General features: G+C 33.1%; 17 protein-coding genes. 12 read left to right on the top strand and 5 right to left on the bottom strand.

Annotated elements, in window-relative coordinates; genetic code table 11:
- Positions 1 to 22 precede the first annotated feature (22 nt).
- The 12 genes from hpf (at position 23) to ACR0QS_RS00310 (ending at position 9999) form a co-directional block, all read left to right on the top strand.
- The gene (gene hpf / locus ACR0QS_RS00365; protein ID WP_432631455.1) at positions 23 to 814 is read left to right on the top strand and encodes a ribosome hibernation-promoting factor, HPF/YfiA family; all 792 of its coding nucleotides are present in this window, start codon (positions 23 to 25) and stop codon (positions 812 to 814) included.
- 42 nt (positions 815 to 856) lie between these two features.
- Positions 857 to 1333: a PTS sugar transporter subunit IIA gene (locus ACR0QS_RS00360; protein ID WP_432631454.1), complete on the top strand. Its 477-nt coding sequence runs from the start codon at positions 857 to 859 to the stop codon at positions 1331 to 1333.
- Positions 1321 to 2280 (top strand): HPr(Ser) kinase/phosphatase, encoded by a 960-nt coding sequence (gene hprK / locus ACR0QS_RS00355; RefSeq protein WP_432631453.1) that lies wholly within the window; start codon positions 1321 to 1323, stop codon positions 2278 to 2280. The genes ACR0QS_RS00360 and hprK overlap by 13 nt, the downstream gene beginning before the upstream one ends.
- An 81-nt stretch (positions 2281 to 2361) precedes the next feature.
- Complete coding sequence (gene mnmA, locus ACR0QS_RS00350; protein ID WP_432631452.1) at positions 2362 to 3420, top strand: tRNA 2-thiouridine(34) synthase MnmA; 1059 nt, start codon at positions 2362 to 2364, stop codon at positions 3418 to 3420.
- Positions 3421 to 3520: 100 nt separating this feature from the next.
- Positions 3521 to 5191, top strand: a complete 1671-nt coding sequence (locus ACR0QS_RS00345) for a Na/Pi cotransporter family protein (RefSeq protein WP_432631451.1) — start codon at positions 3521 to 3523, stop codon at positions 5189 to 5191.
- Positions 5192 to 5219: 28 nt separating this feature from the next.
- Positions 5220 to 6152, top strand: a complete 933-nt coding sequence (locus tag ACR0QS_RS00340; protein ID WP_432631450.1) for a GDP-L-fucose synthase family protein — start codon at positions 5220 to 5222, stop codon at positions 6150 to 6152.
- 77 nt (positions 6153 to 6229) lie between these two features.
- Entirely contained in the window at positions 6230 to 7234 is a 1005-nt protein-coding gene (gene gmd / locus ACR0QS_RS00335; RefSeq protein ID WP_432631449.1) for a GDP-mannose 4,6-dehydratase, read from the top strand.
- A gap of 4 nt (positions 7235 to 7238) precedes the next feature.
- Complete coding sequence (locus ACR0QS_RS00330) at positions 7239 to 8324, top strand: glycosyltransferase family 10 domain-containing protein (protein WP_432631448.1); 1086 nt, start codon at positions 7239 to 7241, stop codon at positions 8322 to 8324.
- 29 nt (positions 8325 to 8353) lie between these two features.
- A complete protein-coding gene (locus ACR0QS_RS00325; RefSeq protein ID WP_432631447.1) occupies positions 8354 to 8839 on the top strand; it encodes a hypothetical protein in 486 nt (161 codons plus the stop codon).
- Positions 8764 to 9210 (top strand): alpha-1,2-fucosyltransferase, encoded by a 447-nt coding sequence (locus ACR0QS_RS00320; protein WP_432631472.1) that lies wholly within the window; start codon positions 8764 to 8766, stop codon positions 9208 to 9210. Before ACR0QS_RS00325 ends, ACR0QS_RS00320 begins: the two co-directional genes overlap by 76 nt.
- Before the next feature lie 83 nt (positions 9211 to 9293).
- A complete protein-coding gene (locus tag ACR0QS_RS00315) occupies positions 9294 to 9530 on the top strand; it encodes a hypothetical protein (protein WP_432631446.1) in 237 nt (78 codons plus the stop codon).
- Positions 9520 to 9999 (top strand): retroviral-like aspartic protease family protein, encoded by a 480-nt coding sequence (locus ACR0QS_RS00310; protein ID WP_432631445.1) that lies wholly within the window; start codon positions 9520 to 9522, stop codon positions 9997 to 9999. Before ACR0QS_RS00315 ends, ACR0QS_RS00310 begins: the two co-directional genes overlap by 11 nt.
- A gap of 3 nt (positions 10000 to 10002) precedes the next feature.
- Here the strand turns inward: ACR0QS_RS00310 and ACR0QS_RS00305 are convergent, their stop codons facing one another.
- The 5 genes from ACR0QS_RS00305 to ACR0QS_RS00285 form a co-directional block, all read right to left on the bottom strand.
- Positions 10003 to 10938 (bottom strand): nucleotide-diphospho-sugar transferase, encoded by a 936-nt coding sequence (locus ACR0QS_RS00305; protein ID WP_432631444.1) that lies wholly within the window; start codon positions 10936 to 10938, stop codon positions 10003 to 10005.
- 1 nt (position 10939) lies between these two features.
- Complete coding sequence (locus ACR0QS_RS00300) at positions 10940 to 11848, bottom strand: glycosyltransferase (RefSeq protein ID WP_432631443.1); 909 nt, start codon at positions 11846 to 11848, stop codon at positions 10940 to 10942.
- A gap of 33 nt (positions 11849 to 11881) precedes the next feature.
- Positions 11882 to 12805 (bottom strand): glycosyltransferase, encoded by a 924-nt coding sequence (locus ACR0QS_RS00295; protein WP_432631442.1) that lies wholly within the window; start codon positions 12803 to 12805, stop codon positions 11882 to 11884.
- 209 nt (positions 12806 to 13014) lie between these two features.
- Complete coding sequence (locus ACR0QS_RS00290) at positions 13015 to 14361, bottom strand: transglycosylase SLT domain-containing protein (protein WP_432631471.1); 1347 nt, start codon at positions 14359 to 14361, stop codon at positions 13015 to 13017.
- A gap of 67 nt (positions 14362 to 14428) precedes the next feature.
- Positions 14429 to 17569 carry an efflux RND transporter permease subunit gene (locus ACR0QS_RS00285; RefSeq protein WP_432631441.1) on the bottom strand — a complete coding sequence of 1047 codons (3141 nt, stop codon included), beginning with the start codon at positions 17567 to 17569 and terminating at the stop codon, positions 14429 to 14431.
- Positions 17570 to 17596 lie beyond the last annotated feature (27 nt).

Below are 17596 nucleotides of genomic sequence, written 5' to 3'. Positions count from 1 at the left end.
TAAAATAAAGGAGTGATTTTTTATGCATCAAAATATTATAGGAAAGAATGTGAGAATTACAAAAAATGTGAGAGAGCATATAGCGAATAAGATGCAAAATATCAAAATACAGGCGGATAGAATCATAGACGCTAATATTATCTGCGAACATATACATGAAGAATATATCGTTCATGGAACTATAACATTCGGCAAAAAAGTTTTTCATGATGAAGAGCGGGAAAAAGATTTATATGTCGCAATAGACACGATGTTTCAAAAAATAGAAAGAAAAATTAGAAAGGCAAAAGAAAGAATCATTGACAAATCGCAAAGAGCCGTTGTCGATAAAACGATTAAAGCGGAAGAAGACGAAGACACTTATTCGATAAAAACCGTTGGAATATACGAAAAACCTCTCGATGAATTGGACGCCGTTTTGCATTTCAATTCCGATAAAAATCCTTTCATGGCTTATTTTCCAATAAAAAGAGACGAAGATTTATATAATGTAAAAATCGGAAAATATCCGTCTTTTCTTTTTAGAGAAGGCAAAGATAATGTTTACGAAATCTACGATACGGAAAACGAAGAAGCCAATCATAATTCTTGGAATATCGACAAAGTGAAAGCGACTCCAGATAATAATATAGATGCAAGCGAAAGCGCCGAATATAAAATAGAAGAATTCAATGTAAGCGAAGCGGTAAATTATTTGATTGAAAACGCGGATAAAAAATTTGTGGTTTATATGAGCAGTATAACGGAACAAATCGAAGGTTTATATAAAGAATCTAATAATTCTTTCGTTTTGATAAGAATGTTTGATATTTAATTTTATTTTTTTAATTAATCCTAATAAAAGGAGGCAAGACAAATGAGTTTATTAGACTATATAGATAAAGAATCTATAATGATAGATGTTCAAGAGACGAATAAAGAAAAACTCCTTTCAAAAATGGTGGAAAGACTTGACGGCTGTAAACTTCTATTAAATAAAGAAGAAGCGGAACATTCCATTATGGCGAGGGAAAAATTAATGAGCACGGGAGTCGGAAGCGGAGTTGCAATTCCTCATTCAAAAACAAATGCCGTAAAATCCATAGTCCTTACGATTGCCACGGTTAAAAACGGAATAAATTATAAATCGCCCGACAATAAAAAAGTTTTCGTAATATTTATGCTTTTATCTCCAAAAGATTCGGCAAGCGATAATTTGAAAGTCCTCACAAGCATCGCGGCAATTCTTCGAGATAATAATCATTTTATAGAAAAACTTATTAACGCGGAAAAATCGGACGATATATTGTCGTTAATCGCAAAAGAGGAAATGAGAGTTCAATGCCAAAAATAACCGTTGAAAAATTTTTGAAGCTTAACGAAGAGAGAAATAATTTTTTAAAAATAAAATGTTTAACCGACTCGATTGGATTAAATAACGAAATAATCGGCTATGAAGTAAATAGACCAGGAATGGCTTTATTTAAATATTTTAAAGATTTCGCTTTTGAAAGAATACAAATTTTTGGAAACGGCGAAGGAAATTATGTTATGACTCTCGCCGAAGAAAAAAAAATCGATATATTTGAAGAATTATTTAAATATAAAATGCCTATTTGTATTTTCACTTATAATTTAATTCCGCCCGAATCGTTTTTGGAAATTGCAAAAAAAAGCAATGTCTGTGTCGTTATAAGCGAACTTAAAACCGCGGATATGGTTAGAAATATAGAAAATTTGGTGGAAGAAGAATTTACGGAATCGTTTACAATTCATGGCGGACTTGTAGAAGTTTTCGGAGTTGGAGTTTTGATTTTGGGAAAGAGCGGAGTCGGAAAGAGCGAAGCGACATTGGAATTAATTTCAAAAGGACATCGATTAATTTCGGACGATACGGTTGAATTCAAAAAATTAAACGATGGAAGAATAATCGGCAGAAAAAACGAATTCATAAAACATAATATGGAAGTAAGAGGAATCGGAGTAGTCGACATAAGCAGACTTTCTGGAATGAGCGCGATTAGAGATAAAAAAAGACTAGATTTGGTTATAGAACTTGAAAGCTGGAACGATGACGAACAATACGACAGAATGGGACTTGAAGAAAAAACTTATAATATTTTGGATACGGAAATTCCTTATTTGAAAATTCCCGTTCGAGCGGGAAGAAATATTTGCATTTTAATTGAAACCGCCGCTAAAAATCTTCGTCTAAAAGAAATGGGTTATAACAGCGCAAAAGAATTGAATAAAAATTTAATCGCTCAAATAGGAAAAAAGAAATCGGACAATTCGATATAATAAATTAAGTATAATAATTGTAATTTTGCTTTAAATAATATATTATACTATTTCAAAAATTAAAAATTAGGAAATTAAATTATGTCTACGATAGCGGTAGGAATGAGCGCGGGAGTCGATTCGACAACTACGGCAAAACTTTTGAAAGAGCAGGGAAATAATGTATTCGGAGTGACAATGCTCCACTGGAACGGAGACGAGAGAGCGCCTTTAAGTAATTCCTGCTACGGACCTTATCAAAAAAATATAGTCGAAGAATGCGAAAAATATGCGAAACAAATAGGAATAGAATATTTTACATTTAATTTAAGCGATATATATCAAAAAAAAGTTATCGATTATGTCATAGAATCTTATAAAATGGGACTTACTCCGAATCCTTGTATAATGTGCAACAGCCTTATTAAATTTGGAGTTTTATTCGAGGCGATAGAAAATATAGGATTGAAATTCGATAAATTCGCTACGGGACATTATGCGGGAATTCGATACGATGAAAATACAAAAAGATATTCGCTTTTGCGCGGAAAAAATTTGATAAAAGACCAGTCTTATTTTTTATACAGATTAACTCAAAAACAATTAAGCAAAATAATTTTTCCAATGTATGAAAACACAAAAGAAGAAACGAGAGAAATGGCAAGAAAATTTAATCTCGCGGTAGCCGATAAAAACGAAAGTCAGGATTTTTTTGGCGGAGAATATCATAGATTATTTGACGAAGATTTGGACGGAAAAATAATTCATATAGAAACCAAAGAAGTTTTGGGACATCATAAAGGAATTTGGCATTACACGGTTGGGCAGAGAAAGGGACTCGGAATCGCTTATAAAGAACCGCTTTTTATAGTCGGTTTGGATAGCGAAACAAATACGGTTTATGTCGGCGGAAAAGATTATACTTTTGTAAGAGAAGTAAATATTCATAGTATTAATTGGATAGCCGAACCTAAAGACTGCGAATTCGAGGCTTTGGTAAAAACGAGAAGCGCCCATAAAGGAGCAATGGCGAGAGTAATTCCGATAGACGAAGATAAAATAAATATTAAATTTTTAGAGCCAACGGGAATAGTGGCAAAAGGACAATCATGCGTTTGTTATGATAACGATGCGGTTTTATGCGGCGGGATTGTTTATTAATAAAAAATACAATACTATATACGATAATCATTAACAATTTTTTTATTGACTTTTTAATATTATATGATATTCTAAAAAAACTATATAAATTAGGATATTTATGATACAAAATCTAACCTTCAATTTAGTAGGCGGGTTCGGACTTTTCATGTTCGGGCTAAAGCTATTTTCGGACGGTTTGCAGGAAAGCACCGAAAGTAGATTAAAGGAAATTCTGCACAAAGTTACCAATAATAAAATACTTGGAATATCTTTAGGTTTTCTGATAACGGCGATGGTTCAGTCGAGTAGCGCGGTTACGGTTATGACTGTTAGCTTCGTTAACGCGGGAATACTCAACCTCACTCAAGCGATAAATATAATTCTTGGGGCGAATGTCGGAACAACCGTTACGGGATGGATAATCTCTTTAAATTTGGATATTCTCGCTTTGCCATGTTTGGGAGTCGGTTCGATAATAGTAATATTCTTCGGCGAAAACAGAAAATTAAAATTCTTCGGCGAAATATTGATGGGATTCGGAATGATATTCTACGGACTCATTTTAATGAAAGACGCTTTTGAATCGGTGCGAGGTTCGGAAGAATTTGAAAAAGTATTTTTGATAGCGAAAGCCGACACATTCAAAGGCAGATTCTTATGCGTAATGATTGGAATGATAGTAACGGCAATAATACAATCGAGCAGTGCGGCGCTGGGAGTGACGATTTCGCTTGCCACAGTAGGTTTGATTGATTTTCCGACATCCGTAGCTTTGATACTCGGACAGAATATAGGAACTACGATAACGGCGGTTTTGGCTACTTTAAACGCTTCGACAAACGCGAAAAGAGCGGCTTTGGTTCACAGTTTATTTAATATATTCGGCGTGGTTTATATGTTCTTTTTATTCAATCCGTATATAAAGTTGGTTAATTTTTTAGCGGGTTTTATAGTTTCGGGCGGAGCGGATAAAATCGTAAATAATAATTATGTCAATATATCTTTTTATATAGCGGCGGCTCACACGATTTTTAATATCGTGAATGTTATAGTCTGTTATTTTCTAACCGATAAACTTGAAAAAATAGTTTGCCTCATTATAAAAGAAAAAGAAGATGAAAAACATGTTAATTTGCTTGTCGATAAACTTTTGAATATGCCCGTATCTGCGGAAATAGAAGTTAGAAAAGAAGTAACTTATATGGGCGAGATTGCAAAGAAAATGCTTTTTAGAATAAGAGAATTATTTGACAATCCGAGCGAAAGATTATTAAATAAAATTAGAGACGGCGAAAAACTTTTGGATAATACGGATAACGAAATTCACACTTTTTTACTTAAACTGCTTGGAAAAAATACTTTAAACTCTTTAAATATTGCGTCTTTGATAAATATAAGCACATATTACGAAAATTTGGGAGACAATTTAAAGGATTTGGCGAAAGCTATAATCAAAGGAAACGAGAAGAGAACTTTATTTAACGAAATTCAAAAGCGAGATATATTGCAAATGATTAATAATAATGTCGAATATATTGATTATTTATCGACTCTTATTCCACAATATTATTATATAAATAAAGAAAAAACCTACGAAGAAGCGATTGAAAAATATCATCAAGTGAAAGATTTTTATTATCAAGCGAGGCAGAGGCATTATGATAATGTCGACAAATCTTTAATTCCTCCGCTCAACGCTCATTTATACGGAGATGTTTTGGTTTATTTCAACAGGTCGATTTCAAACCTTGTAAATATTGCCGAAACGATTACGGGAAGAGATAAATAAAATATTATAAATATTAAAGGAGTTTATTTTGAAGAAAGTATATATAGCGGGACATAAAGGATTAGTTGGAAGCGCGATAGAAAGAGTTTTTACGAAAAATGGCTATAAAAATATTATTAAAAGAACTCATAGCGAACTCGATTTGAGAGAAAGAGATAAAGTATTTGAATTTTTTCAAACTGAAAAACCAGAATGGGTAATTTTATCGGCGGCAAAAGTCGGCGGAATTTATGCAAACGACACTTATCCAGTAGATTTTTTACTTTATAATCTTCAAATACAAAATAATATTATAGAAGCGTCATTTGAATTCGGCGTAGAAAAATTATTGTTTTTGGGTTCGAGCTGCATTTATCCTAAAGAATGTCCGCAGCCAATTAAAGAAGAATATTTACTTTCAGGATATTTGGAAAGCACGAATCGTCCATACGCTTTGGCAAAAATATCTGGAATAGAATTATGCGATGCCTACAATAAACAATACAAAACGAATTATATTGCCGTTATGCCATGCAATCTTTACGGAATTAACGATAATTATCATAAAGAAAACGCTCATGTGATTCCTATGCTTATTAGACGATTTCATGAAGCGAAAATAAATAAAGATAAAGAAACGATTATTTGGGGAAGCGGGACGCCTTTAAGAGAATTTATGAATTCGGACGATTTAGCCGAAGCCTGTTTATATTTGATGGAAAATAAAGACGCTAAAGAAATAGGAAAATTTATAAACATAGGAAGCGGAAAAGAAATAACGATAAAAGATTTGGCTGAATTGATAAAAAAAGTTGTCGGTTTTGAAGGAAATATAATTTTAGATTCTACAAAACCTGACGGAACGATGCGAAAATTACTTGATGTTTCCAAAATAAATAATTTGGGATGGCATTATAAAACGGAACTTGAAGAAGGATTAAAAATCGCCTATAATGATTTTTTGAAAAATTATAAAGATTAATTATTTAAAATAATTAAAATTTTAAAATAATTAAAATTAAAGAAAACAAAATATTAAAAAACGGAGAATTAAATAAAATGAAAAAAGCGCTTATTACGGGAATAACGGGACAGGACGGTTCATATTTGGCGGAGCTTTTGCTTGAAAAAGGCTATGAAGTTCATGGAATTATTAGAAGAAGTTCGTCTTTCAATACTGGAAGAATAGAACATTTATATCAGGATTTTCATGTAAACGACGCGAGAATATTTCTTCATTACGGAGATTTATCGGACAGTTCGGCATTATCGAGACTCCTTGAAAAAATTCAGCCCGATGAAATTTATAATTTAGCCGCTCAAAGTCATGTCAGAGTGAGTTTCGATATACCAGAATATACGGCGGATGTAGTCGGACTCGGAACTATAAGAATACTTGACGCAATTAAAGAAACGAAAATAAAAACGAGATTCTATCAGGCATCAACAAGCGAATTATACGGAAAAGTCGTAGAAACTCCGCAAACGGAAAAAACTCCTTTCTATCCAAGAAGTCCTTACGCCTGCGCAAAATTATATTCATATTGGATTACGGTAAATTATAGAGAAAGCTACGATATTTACGCTTGCAACGGAATATTATTTAATCATGAAAGTCCGAGAAGAGGCGAAACTTTTGTAACTAAAAAAATTACTCATGCGATAGCGAGAATATTAAAGAAAGAACAGGATAAATTATATTTGGGAAATTTGGACGCAAAAAGAGACTGGGGCTACGCTAAAGATTATGTCGAGGCAATGTGGCTTATGCTTCAGCAGGAAAAAGCGGAAGATTATGTTATCGCTACGGGAGAGACGCATTCGGTTAGAGAATTTTTGGACGAGGCTTTCGGTTTAGTGGGACTCGACTGGAAAAAGTATGTGGAAATAGACCCGAGATATTACAGACCCGCCGAAGTCGATTTGCTTCTTGGAAATCCCGCAAAGGCAAAAGAAAAATTAGGATGGCAGCCGAAAACGACTTTCAAAGAGCTTGTTAAAATAATGCTCGAATACGATTTGAATAACTGCGGATTAAGTTTGAATAAAATAAATAAAGCTTGAAACAATGGAACTAAAAAAGAATTTAATTGAATATTTGGTTTGGATAATTCCTTTTTACAAATTAAGAAATAGAATAAGGATTAATTCAATTTTTCTTAAAGATTTGGGTTATAGAATCAATTATGCAAATTATAAAGATAAAGTGAAGAACAAGAAAACATTTTTTGTGCGAAACGACTGGGCGATAAACGAAAGAGAATTTAAATATAATTATTTCTATAATTTTATAAAAAAATATTATATACCCGATTTGGAAATAAGTTATAATCCCGATATAGAATTTTTCGCTCCGAACGGCAAAAGATATTTTTTGGAAAAGTCAAAAGCTAAAATTAAAATTTTCTACACGGGAGAATGCGTTTCAAAATACGCGATAAACGAAGTTTGGAAAGAATATTCCGATAACTGCGTAAACGATGTCGATTTGTCGCTCGGCTTCGACAGGCTTGACGAAAACAAATATAAAAATTATGTTCGTTTTCCGATTTGGATAAATTATAATTTTGGCGATATATTGGAAGAGAATTTTACTAAAGATAAAATTAAAGAAAGAATAGATTATATAAACGGAGCAAAATCTAAAAAGAATAAATTTGCTTCGCTCGTTGCAAGTCATGATGCTCCGAAAGTCAGAACGGAGATTTTTAATAAAGTCAGCGAAATTGGAGAAGTAAAATGCGCTGGAAAATTACTCCATAATGACGATACATTGAAAAACGATTTTGGAAATAATAAAATAGAATATTTGAGAGATTTCAAATTTAACATTTGCCCCGAAAATACTATTAGTGATGGTTATATAACCGAAAAATTATTCGATTCATTCAGGGCAGGATGCATTCCGATTTATTCGGGAGATGAAAATATTGAAATGGATTTAGTCAATAAAAATGCATTGCTATTTTACAAGAAAGGAGAAGACAATTCTGAGCTTTTGAAAGAAGTTGAAAAATTGAATAGAGACGAAAAATTATTTGACGCTTTTCAAAATCAAGTAAAAATTAACGATTCTATGGTTGATTATCTTTGGGAGCGAAGAGTAAAAATTTTAAGCAGGCTGGAAAGTTTGATAGAAGAGAGATTGAAATAAATTTTAAAATAATATTTTAGGAAATTAAAATGGTTTTTCTATATAAAAGATTTGGAGACAAAAGCAATAGACTTCTTCAAAATATGCATTTCGAGGCTTATTGTAAAGAAAATAATATTGAATATCATAATCTTGAATTTTACGATATGGAAGATTTTTACGGAATAAAAGACAAATATAGTTTTAAGAAAATTCCTAAAATATTCCTGCCGAATTTAAATACTCGCTACGGAATAATTGAAAGTATTTCTAAATTAGCTGGCAAATTAAATATAAAAAATTTTCTAATTTTTGATTATATGAATATTGAAGATAGAAATAATATGCCTCTTTACGATAAACAAATATTAGAAAATAGAGATAAAACGATTTTCGTATCGGGCTGGGAATTTAGAGTTCCCAAGCTTGCTTATAAATATAGAGATTATTTCAAAGAAAAATATACGCCAAAATTAAAAAACTCTTCATATATATATATATATATATATATGAGAAATTTAAAAATTACGATATAAAAGTCGGCGTTCATATAAGGCGAGGCGATTATCGAGGCTGGAATAACGGAAAATATTATTACGAGGACGAAGTTTATAACGATAAAATAGAGCAGTTTTCAAATTTATTTAAAGACAAAAAGATATTATTTATTTTATTTTCAAACGAAGATATAACTTTGAAGCCGAAACATGATTATATTATTTCAAAATGCGATTGGTATGAGGACCATTATTTGCTGAGTTTATGCGATTATATAATAGGAGCGCCTTCCACTTTCACAATCTGGGCAAGTTTTATTGGAAATGTTCCTTTGATGCATATTTTAAATAGAGACGATAAAGTAGATTTGAATAGTTTTAATGTAGGTATTGATATGACGCCTGTTTGATTGGAAAATATTTAATAATATTGAAAAATAATTGAAAACGATTATACTAAAAATATATAATTTTATTTATGGAGGCAAAAAATATGTTTGAAGTAGAAAGTAAATTTTATAACGAACATAAAGAAGAATATAGAAAAAAATATTTAGGAAAACATATAGTTATACATGGCAGCGAATTAAAAGGCGTATATGACAACGATGGGGACGCTTTTGAAGAATCTATAAAAACGATGGAAGCGGGAACATTTATGATAAAAATCGTTACGGCGACAGATGAGGAAGGAATACCAAGATTTATGTCGAGGGTTTATGGCAAATAAAAAATCTCCTCATTTAGCTTTTAGTATTAAATATAGAGGAATTGCCAGAGAATTAATATCTGAAGCTGAAATATTCAATCCTTTAAATAATCAAAGAAAGAAATATAAAGCAATATGGGATACAGGAGCTACTCATACGGCAATTACTTCAAAAGTATTAAAAGAACTTTCATTAATAATTGTGGACACTACTACAATAATCGGAGTAAATAGTAAAACTGAAGATATACAAGTCGCATTATTTAATTTATTATTGCCAAATAGCGTATCCATAAGAGGAGTAAGAGGTTCAGTTTGCACAATAGGAGGCGATGCCGACATATTAATAGGAATGGATATAATAAGATTTGGAGATTTAGCCATTTCAAACGGAGACGGACAAACATTATTTTCTTTTGCTATACCGCCATTTGAAAATAAAACCGATTTATTGGAAAAAGCAAATAAAACAAATAAGAATAATTTTTAAATATTAAACTTTATTTTTAAACAAATTTCTAATCTGGCGAATAATCCTCTTAATCTCCCTGCTTACATTACGCGTAAAAGAAAAAGGAATCAAACCGAATCTTTTAATCGCTATTTCAAAATCGGCTTGAGCATCGCATTCGATTTTCGCGGGATGAATAATATTTTCCGTATCCATCGGATAAGTTTTGCGGTTTGCATTTTCATCGTCTGGGTTTGAAGTATGCGTGGAATCCGCGCCAAAACCTATATTTGAAACCATATTTAAACTTGGATTTATGCATATTCCGTCTTTTGAAATTATGCAGTAAGTCCATTGATAATCCCAAGTGTTTATGTCCGCCGTTCTATAAAACCAGTTCTGCCAATAATCTCTTATATTAAAATCTTTATATCTTTTCTTCAAAGTTTTCTTCGTATCTTTAAAGCTTATCGTTTTCATTGTCGAATCGTAATATTTCCAAGCTCGTCTCCAACTCGCCCAGCCCCAGCAATGCTGAATTGTCGCAAAATAATAACTCGCATCGCCGACTTTTCTATTAAGCGGAGAATCGCCTGCAATATGCATTATCCTTTCATTGTCTTTATAATAATTTAAAAGTTTTTCGCAGTAATCAAAAAATGAAATTTCGGCTAAACAATCGTCTTCCAAAATTATTCCCTGTTCGACATTTTCAAAAAACCAATTTATTGCATTAACTGGTCCATCGCAACATCCTAAATTTTTATCTCTAAATAATGTTTTAAGATTGCATTCAAAATCTACAGCTTTTAAAATTGCCTCTCTCGTTTCTAAACATTTTATTTTTTCATCTTCGTCTCTCCAGCCGTCCGCCGCTATATATAAATATTTAGGCTTAATCTGTTTTATAATTTCCAAAACTTTTAGAGCCGTGTCTTTTCTTTTGAATATTATTAAAAGTATCGGAGTTTCAAACATATTATCTCCCCGTGAGTCCGATTTTCTTTAATAAATATCTTCTCGCTTTGTCTCTCAAATTGAAAGTTGGAATAAACCAGACGATTTTATCGACTAGCTTTCGCTTTTTGGCGTTTTCTTCGTAAGTCGTATTTCCGCCAGCTTCTATCCATATTTTATTATTTTCTTCCCATTCTTTATTGTAAGTTCCTCTCCAAAATTTTGCGGGTCCGATTGCATGAATTATATGAGCGTCTTTCGATATATTTGAAGTCGGATAAGCGCCGTAGCTTTCGGTTAAATCGTTCGTTTCAATATTAAATTCCTGTATCAATAAATTTAATATCGACTGGTCGTTAGTTTTATATTCTTCTGCTTTCTCATAACACCATTTTGTCATTATTTGATAATTATTTAATTTATCGTTAATCAAAAATACGGCATCTATAATCGAAACTTTATTTAAATCGTAGCCTTTAACCAAATCTATATTTTCTTTCGTAAAATTTCCAGATACGGGCATTTTATTTGAAAAATACAAAGTCGATAAAGGAGTTTTTATATCAATAATTTCAGAAATATCTTTTTGTATAACAATATCCGTGTCGACATAAAATACTTTTTCGTATCGTTCGAGCAAATTAAAAGCTTCAAAACGAGCGTAAGCAAAACTGCTAAAATTATTTAATTCTCTCAAATTAAGCATATTTTTTGAAAAAGGCGATTTATATATTTCAATTATTATTCTTGGAAAAATATTTTTAAGAGCTTTTTCGTCTTCGCTTTCAAGTTTGTCGGTTAAAAATATTATATCGTAATCTTGTTCGCTCAAATTCTGAAACAAATATTTTTTCGCTCCGATAATAACATTTCCAACCGCAAATGCTTCGTTCCCCGTAGAACATAATAATAAGGCAATTTTCTTTTTCATGAATATCCCGCAATTAAAATTTTTATAATTTAATCAATATAATTCCCATCTGAAGCCGTATTTTTCGCCCATACGAACTCTATAAATATCTCTTAATTTTTTATTTGGTATCCACCAAGCTATTTTATTTATTTCTTTCATTTTATTTTCAACATATTTCGGGTCATAAACGGCTCCGCCCAATTCTATCCATTTTTGATTATTTTCATTCCATTCGGCGCTATCGTTCGTATTCCAAAATTTAACGCCACAAAGAGCGTGAATTATGCAAGCGTCTTTTAATCCTTTTTTTGAAAGTTTATATCTATTGTAAGCGTCAGAAAAACCGTAAACATTTATATTGAATTCTTGAACCGCTAAATTGAGAATCGGTTGGTCTGCCGTGAGCCATTTTACCGACATTTTATAACACCAATCTTTTATCTCGTTTCCGTTTGTTATCGAATCGTTAATTATAAATACGCCCGAATTAAAAAGTTTTTTATCCAAATTATATTTTGAAGAGTTAAATTTTTGAGCCATACTTTCAATATTTTCTCTAATAGTATTCACATCTTCAAAACATACGCCAATATTTTCTTTGATATTTAATAAATCTATTATGTCTTTTTGTATTAGTATGTCCGTGTCCAAATATAAAACATTATTGTATTTTTCGATTAAAGAAAAACATTCGTATCTTGCAAAAGCCATGATGCTCCATTGCAAAGCGCAGTTGGTATTTTTAAACGATTTTGGGAAAGGAGATTTATATATATTTATTATCGCGTCTTTATAAATACTTTTAATTGCATTTTCGTCTTTTTTATCCAGCTTTTTGTTTACATATAAAATAATATCGTATTCGTCTTCGGGAAGTGAAAAATGCTTTTTCAAACCAATCAAAACATTTCCTACCGCAAACATTTGATTAATCGTTGTGCATAAAACTATCGCTAATTTTTTCTTAAACCGCATCTATAAACTCCGAAAAAATGCAATAGCAAAACGCCCTGAAAAGAATGCAGGGAAATATAAAAAGTATAAAATTAGCGCTTGGCTTGGCTTGGCTTGGCTTGGCTTGGCTTGGCTTGGCTTGGCTTCATGAAACTAAAATTTAACTTTATCATAGTGAGCAAATTATAGAGTATTAAGTAAAAAATGTCAAGTATTTAAATTATTAAAAATCAATCTCGTTTCACGGGAATTCTTAAAAATATTTCGCTTCCAACAGAAAGAACATTATTTTTTAATTTATTCCAAGCCTTTATTTCCGAAATGTCAATTTTAAATTTTCTCGCTATAATCCAAAGAGTGTCGCCTTCTCTGATATGATACATTATATCCTTATATTCGTAATCGGGCGGAGGCAAAGATTCAAAATAAACAAATCTCCCGTCTCGCAGTCGCTCCCGTTCCTCTTCATACTGCGCCATATCGACTTGTCTCGCGTTATCGAGTCCCTGAATCGGAATCATTACCTGCTGTCCGATATTTAAATTTTTCGATTTTAATTTATTTATTTCGACTATAGCCTGCATCGGAACATTATAAAATCTCGATAAATGCGAAAGAGTTTCGTTCATTTTTACTTCATGCTTTCTGAAAGTAATTCTTTCTTCCGCGGGAATCTTTCCAAATGTATCGTAAAATTTTTGTTCTTTTCCTTCGGGAATTCTCAAAGGATATCTAATCATCGAAGGAGGAGTTACATTTCTTGCCAAATGAGGATTCAAAGCTTTCAAATCCGCCGTATCGACTTCAATCATTTCGGCAATAATCGATAAATCCGCCGCATCGTCAATATAAACCAAATCTCCTTGAGGAAAAATTACATTGGGTTTATTTATCTTGAATCCGAATCTTTCGGGATTTTTCGCTATTATAACCGCCGCCACATATTTTGGTATATATTCTCTCGTTTCTTTCGGCAAAACTTCCGCTTTAATCAAATCTTCAAAAATATTGCTTTTAGCTTTTTTTATCGCTCTCGATATTCTTCCGCCTCCAGCGTTATAAGCCGCCAAAGCTATAACCCAAGATTTGAAATTTTTATTTAGTCTTATCAAATGTTCCGCCGCCGCTTTAGTCGAACGTTCGGGGTCAAATCTGTCGTCCGCCCAGTAATTGACTTTAAGATTATATATCGCTCCCGTCATAGGCATAAACTGCCAAAGTCCCGCCGCTCCCGCTTTTGATATAGCTTGAGGATTAAAACTGCTTTCAATTATTGGCAAATATATCAAATCTTCGGGAACATTTTTTTCTTTAAAAACTTCTTTTATATAAGGCAAATAAATCTGCGCTCTGTCGATTATTCTTTGCATGTGAGGTTTCCAATTTCCCTGATACATGCTTATATAATAAGAGACTCTGTCGTTTCTAAAATTATTTACATCGAAACCAGCAAGCTCTACAACTTTTATATCTCGTCCCAAAGCCTCGCCATAAACCGTAAGTTCGTATAGATTTACTCCGTCCAAACCTTTTCTTATATACATGTCAAAAGTGTCGCAGGAATTTACGAACAATATTAAAATCGTTAGAAAAACGGAAATTATAATTCTTTTTATTTTGTTTATATTAATAATTTTCACTTTGCTATTTTTCCGTAGTTCCCAAAGCGTCATTAATATTTTCGTTAGTTTCGATACTTTCAATATCTTTAGCCGTATAGTCTTTAAGCGGAATTCTATTTCTTATAGCCGCGTAAACCGTAGGAACTATAACCAAAGTAAACATTGTCGAAATCGCAAGTCCGCCGAGTAAAGCCAAAGCCAAAGGACGATACATTTCGTTTCCGCTTCCGCTGCTCAAAGCCATAGGAAGAAGTCCCAATATCGTAGTTAAAGAAGTCATCAAAACGGGGCGCAATCTTCTAGGTCCCGCAATCAATGCCGATTCGTCTCCGTTTATTTTTTTCTCCTGCATTAATTGATTCATATAATCGATTAATACTATTCCGTTATTTACTACTACTCCGATTAAAACTATTATTCCTATTCCGCTATAAACGCTTAGAGTTTCGCCGCCTATAAAAAGCAAAATAAGAGAGCCAGCAAAACCGAAAGGAATCGCCAAAGCTATAACGAAAGGCGCAATATAAGATTCAAATTGAGTCGCCATAACCGCGTAAACCAAAACCAAAGCCAAAATTACCGCCTGCAAAAGCTGTCCGAAAGCCTCTTGCATATCCTCGTAATCTCCCGAATAATTTATACTGAATCCCGAAGGCATGAATACTTTTGAATTGATAGCCGATTGAACATCCGCCATAATCTGATTCATAGGGCGTCCGTATCCCGAAGCCGTTATGGTAGTTATTCTGTTGTCGTCTTTTCTGTCTATCACATTCGGTCCGAAAGTTTTTTCTATGCTCGCTATTGAAGATACTGGAACCATGCCCGCAGAAGTCGGAATGAGCATTCTTTTAACATCGTCTATATTTACTCTGTCTCTTTCGTTTAATTGAACTTGAACATCGATGTCCGTATTAGCCGAACCTTCTGGAGTCATTCTTGTCGCCGTAGTTCCGCCGAAACTCGTTTTAATTGAGTTTGCAACCGTGCTTATATTTAAGCCCATTTTTGAAGCCAAATCTCTATTAATCGATATATTAATCTCTGGACTAGAATCGTCTCTTCTTAAACGAACATCCCTTAAACCTTGAACATCGCTTAAAGCTTCTATGATATTATTTGCCAAATCTCCCGCTCTATCCAAATCCTCTCCGATTACTTCAATATCTATACCGCTTGAATCTCCTCCGCCTCCGCCCATAGTCGTGCTTACTGTGTCGACATTGATTTGCGCAGGATAACCCGAAAGTCTATTTCGGACTAGTTCGACATATTCTTCAGTTTCAGTTTTTCTGCCTTTATCTTTATCTCTTAACTGAACTCTTAACTCCCCTCTATTTGCCGAAGAACCGTAGCGAACTCTCGTTTGTATTCTATCCATATCGTCTCCGACTATTTCTTTAATATCGTTTTCCATTCTATCCACAAAAGAACCCGTTTGTTCCATTCTCGTTCCTACTGGCATTCTAACGCTCGCTCTAAATTGTCCTTCATCCGCTTCTGGAAAACCTTCTTTACCTATAAATATTAAACCTATCGCAATAATTGCCAATACTATGCTTATAGCTGGAATCAAAACTCTATTTTTATGATAAATCGAATAAGTAAGTAATTTTTCATAAATAAAATTAACTTTTGAATGAAAATGTTTATTGAAAAAATCTTCAAACGGAGCTAATCTTTTTGATTTCTTGCTCGTTATGAGTCTTGCGCCAAGCATAGGAACTATAGTCAAAGCGACCGCCAAAGAAGCTATCAATGAAACCGTAACGGTAATACATAAATCTCTAAACATCTGTCCCGTCATTCCTTCAACGAATAAGAAAGGCAAGAAAACGGCAATTGTCGTTAATGTTGACGCCGATATTGCAAGCGCAACCGTATAAGTTCCGTCTATTGCTGCAGAATATTTTCCGTATCCGCTGTTTCTGTAGAAAAATATATTCTCCAAAACGACTATCGAATTATCTACCATCATTCCTATTCCCAGAACGAGTCCCGAAAGCGAAACTATATTCAAAGTAATATCCATAAAATACATTAAAGTAAAAGTTACAATTATAGACATAGGAATCGATATCGCAATTATTGATACCGTTCGGACTTTCCATAAATAAATCATAAGAATTATTATGGCAAAGAGTCCTCCCTGCCAAGCGGCTTCCAATACTCCAGCAATCGAATCATTAACCGTATCCGCCGTGTTAAAAATAATTTCGTATTCTATTCCTTCGGGCAAATTCATATTCGCAAGCTGTTTCTTTATGCCGTCCGAAACTCCAACCGTATTAGCTCCCGATTCTTTACTTATTGAAACCGCAACCGCTGGCATTCCGTTTACTTTGATTATATCCATGTCTTCATCGTAGCCTTCATAAATATTCGCTATCTCTCTTAATCTTATAGGCGTATTATTTTCTTTTAAGGCTACTACAACAGTTCCTATATCGCTTACCGTTTTAAACTCTCCCGTAGTTCTTAAAGTATATTTATAAACTCCTTCGTAAGTTTGTCCTCCCGCCAAATTTTGATTTTCACGCGCTAATGTGGAGACAATAGTATTAATATCGAGTCCGTAAGCCTGAAGTCTATTCATATCGACATCGACTTTTATTTGAGTTTTAAGTCCTCCCCAAATTTCAGCCATTGCGACTCCGCCGACTTGCTTTATTCTATTTAATATTTGATTATCTACCAAATCGTATAATGCCGATAAATTATCAGTTCCGTAAAAGTCTATAGCCATAACGGGAATACTGTCGGTTGAAAATTTATAAACCGCGGGACTTTCCGCATCATCGGGCAAAGAACTTCTTATTCTGTCGATGGCTTCTCTTATATCTGCAGTCGCGCTCGCCAAATCGCTTCCCCAGTTAAATTCTATAAAAACGGTCGACCTTTCCTCTTGTGAAGAAGATGTAATAGTTTTGACATTATTTATTCCAGAAACTGCGCTTTCTATTAATCTTGTTACCGATTTTTCAACTTCTTCGGGACCAGCGTTATCGTAAGTGGTTCGCACGCTTATATAAGGAAGGTCCATATCGGGCAAAAAGTCAACGGGCAGTCTCAATAAACTAACCGCTCCCAAAATGACAACGGCTAATATTCCCATACAAACGGCGACTGGTTTTTTTACTACTAATTCTATAAAACTTCTCATTGATTATTTCTCCTGTCAATTCTCTTA

Origin of the sequence: Brachyspira sp., assembly GCF_050873525.1 — a bacterium.
Classification (GTDB): Bacteria; Spirochaetota; Brachyspiria; order Brachyspirales; family Brachyspiraceae; genus Brachyspira.
Note: the sequence above shows the minus strand (reverse complement) of the source record. Positions and strands in the feature narration are given on the sequence as shown.

Coding starts and splice junctions, on each gene's coding strand:
- hpf (WP_432631455.1), top strand. CDS start 23: ATGCATCAAAATATTATAGGAAAGAATGTGAGAATTACAAAAAATGTG.
- ACR0QS_RS00360 (WP_432631454.1), top strand. CDS start 857: ATGAGTTTATTAGACTATATAGATAAAGAATCTATAATGATAGATGTT.
- hprK (WP_432631453.1), top strand. CDS start 1,321: ATGCCAAAAATAACCGTTGAAAAATTTTTGAAGCTTAACGAAGAGAGA.
- mnmA (WP_432631452.1), top strand. CDS start 2,362: ATGTCTACGATAGCGGTAGGAATGAGCGCGGGAGTCGATTCGACAACT.
- ACR0QS_RS00345 (WP_432631451.1), top strand. CDS start 3,521: ATGATACAAAATCTAACCTTCAATTTAGTAGGCGGGTTCGGACTTTTC.
- gmd (WP_432631449.1), top strand. CDS start 6,230: ATGAAAAAAGCGCTTATTACGGGAATAACGGGACAGGACGGTTCATAT.
- ACR0QS_RS00330 (WP_432631448.1), top strand. CDS start 7,239: ATGGAACTAAAAAAGAATTTAATTGAATATTTGGTTTGGATAATTCCT.
- ACR0QS_RS00325 (WP_432631447.1), top strand. CDS start 8,354: ATGGTTTTTCTATATAAAAGATTTGGAGACAAAAGCAATAGACTTCTT.
- ACR0QS_RS00315 (WP_432631446.1), top strand. CDS start 9,294: ATGTTTGAAGTAGAAAGTAAATTTTATAACGAACATAAAGAAGAATAT.
- ACR0QS_RS00310 (WP_432631445.1), top strand. CDS start 9,520: ATGGCAAATAAAAAATCTCCTCATTTAGCTTTTAGTATTAAATATAGA.
- ACR0QS_RS00305 (WP_432631444.1), bottom strand. CDS start 10,938: ATGTTTGAAACTCCGATACTTTTAATAATATTCAAAAGAAAAGACACG.
- ACR0QS_RS00300 (WP_432631443.1), bottom strand. CDS start 11,848: ATGAAAAAGAAAATTGCCTTATTATTATGTTCTACGGGGAACGAAGCA.
- ACR0QS_RS00295 (WP_432631442.1), bottom strand. CDS start 12,805: ATGCGGTTTAAGAAAAAATTAGCGATAGTTTTATGCACAACGATTAAT.
- ACR0QS_RS00285 (WP_432631441.1), bottom strand. CDS start 17,569: ATGAGAAGTTTTATAGAATTAGTAGTAAAAAAACCAGTCGCCGTTTGT.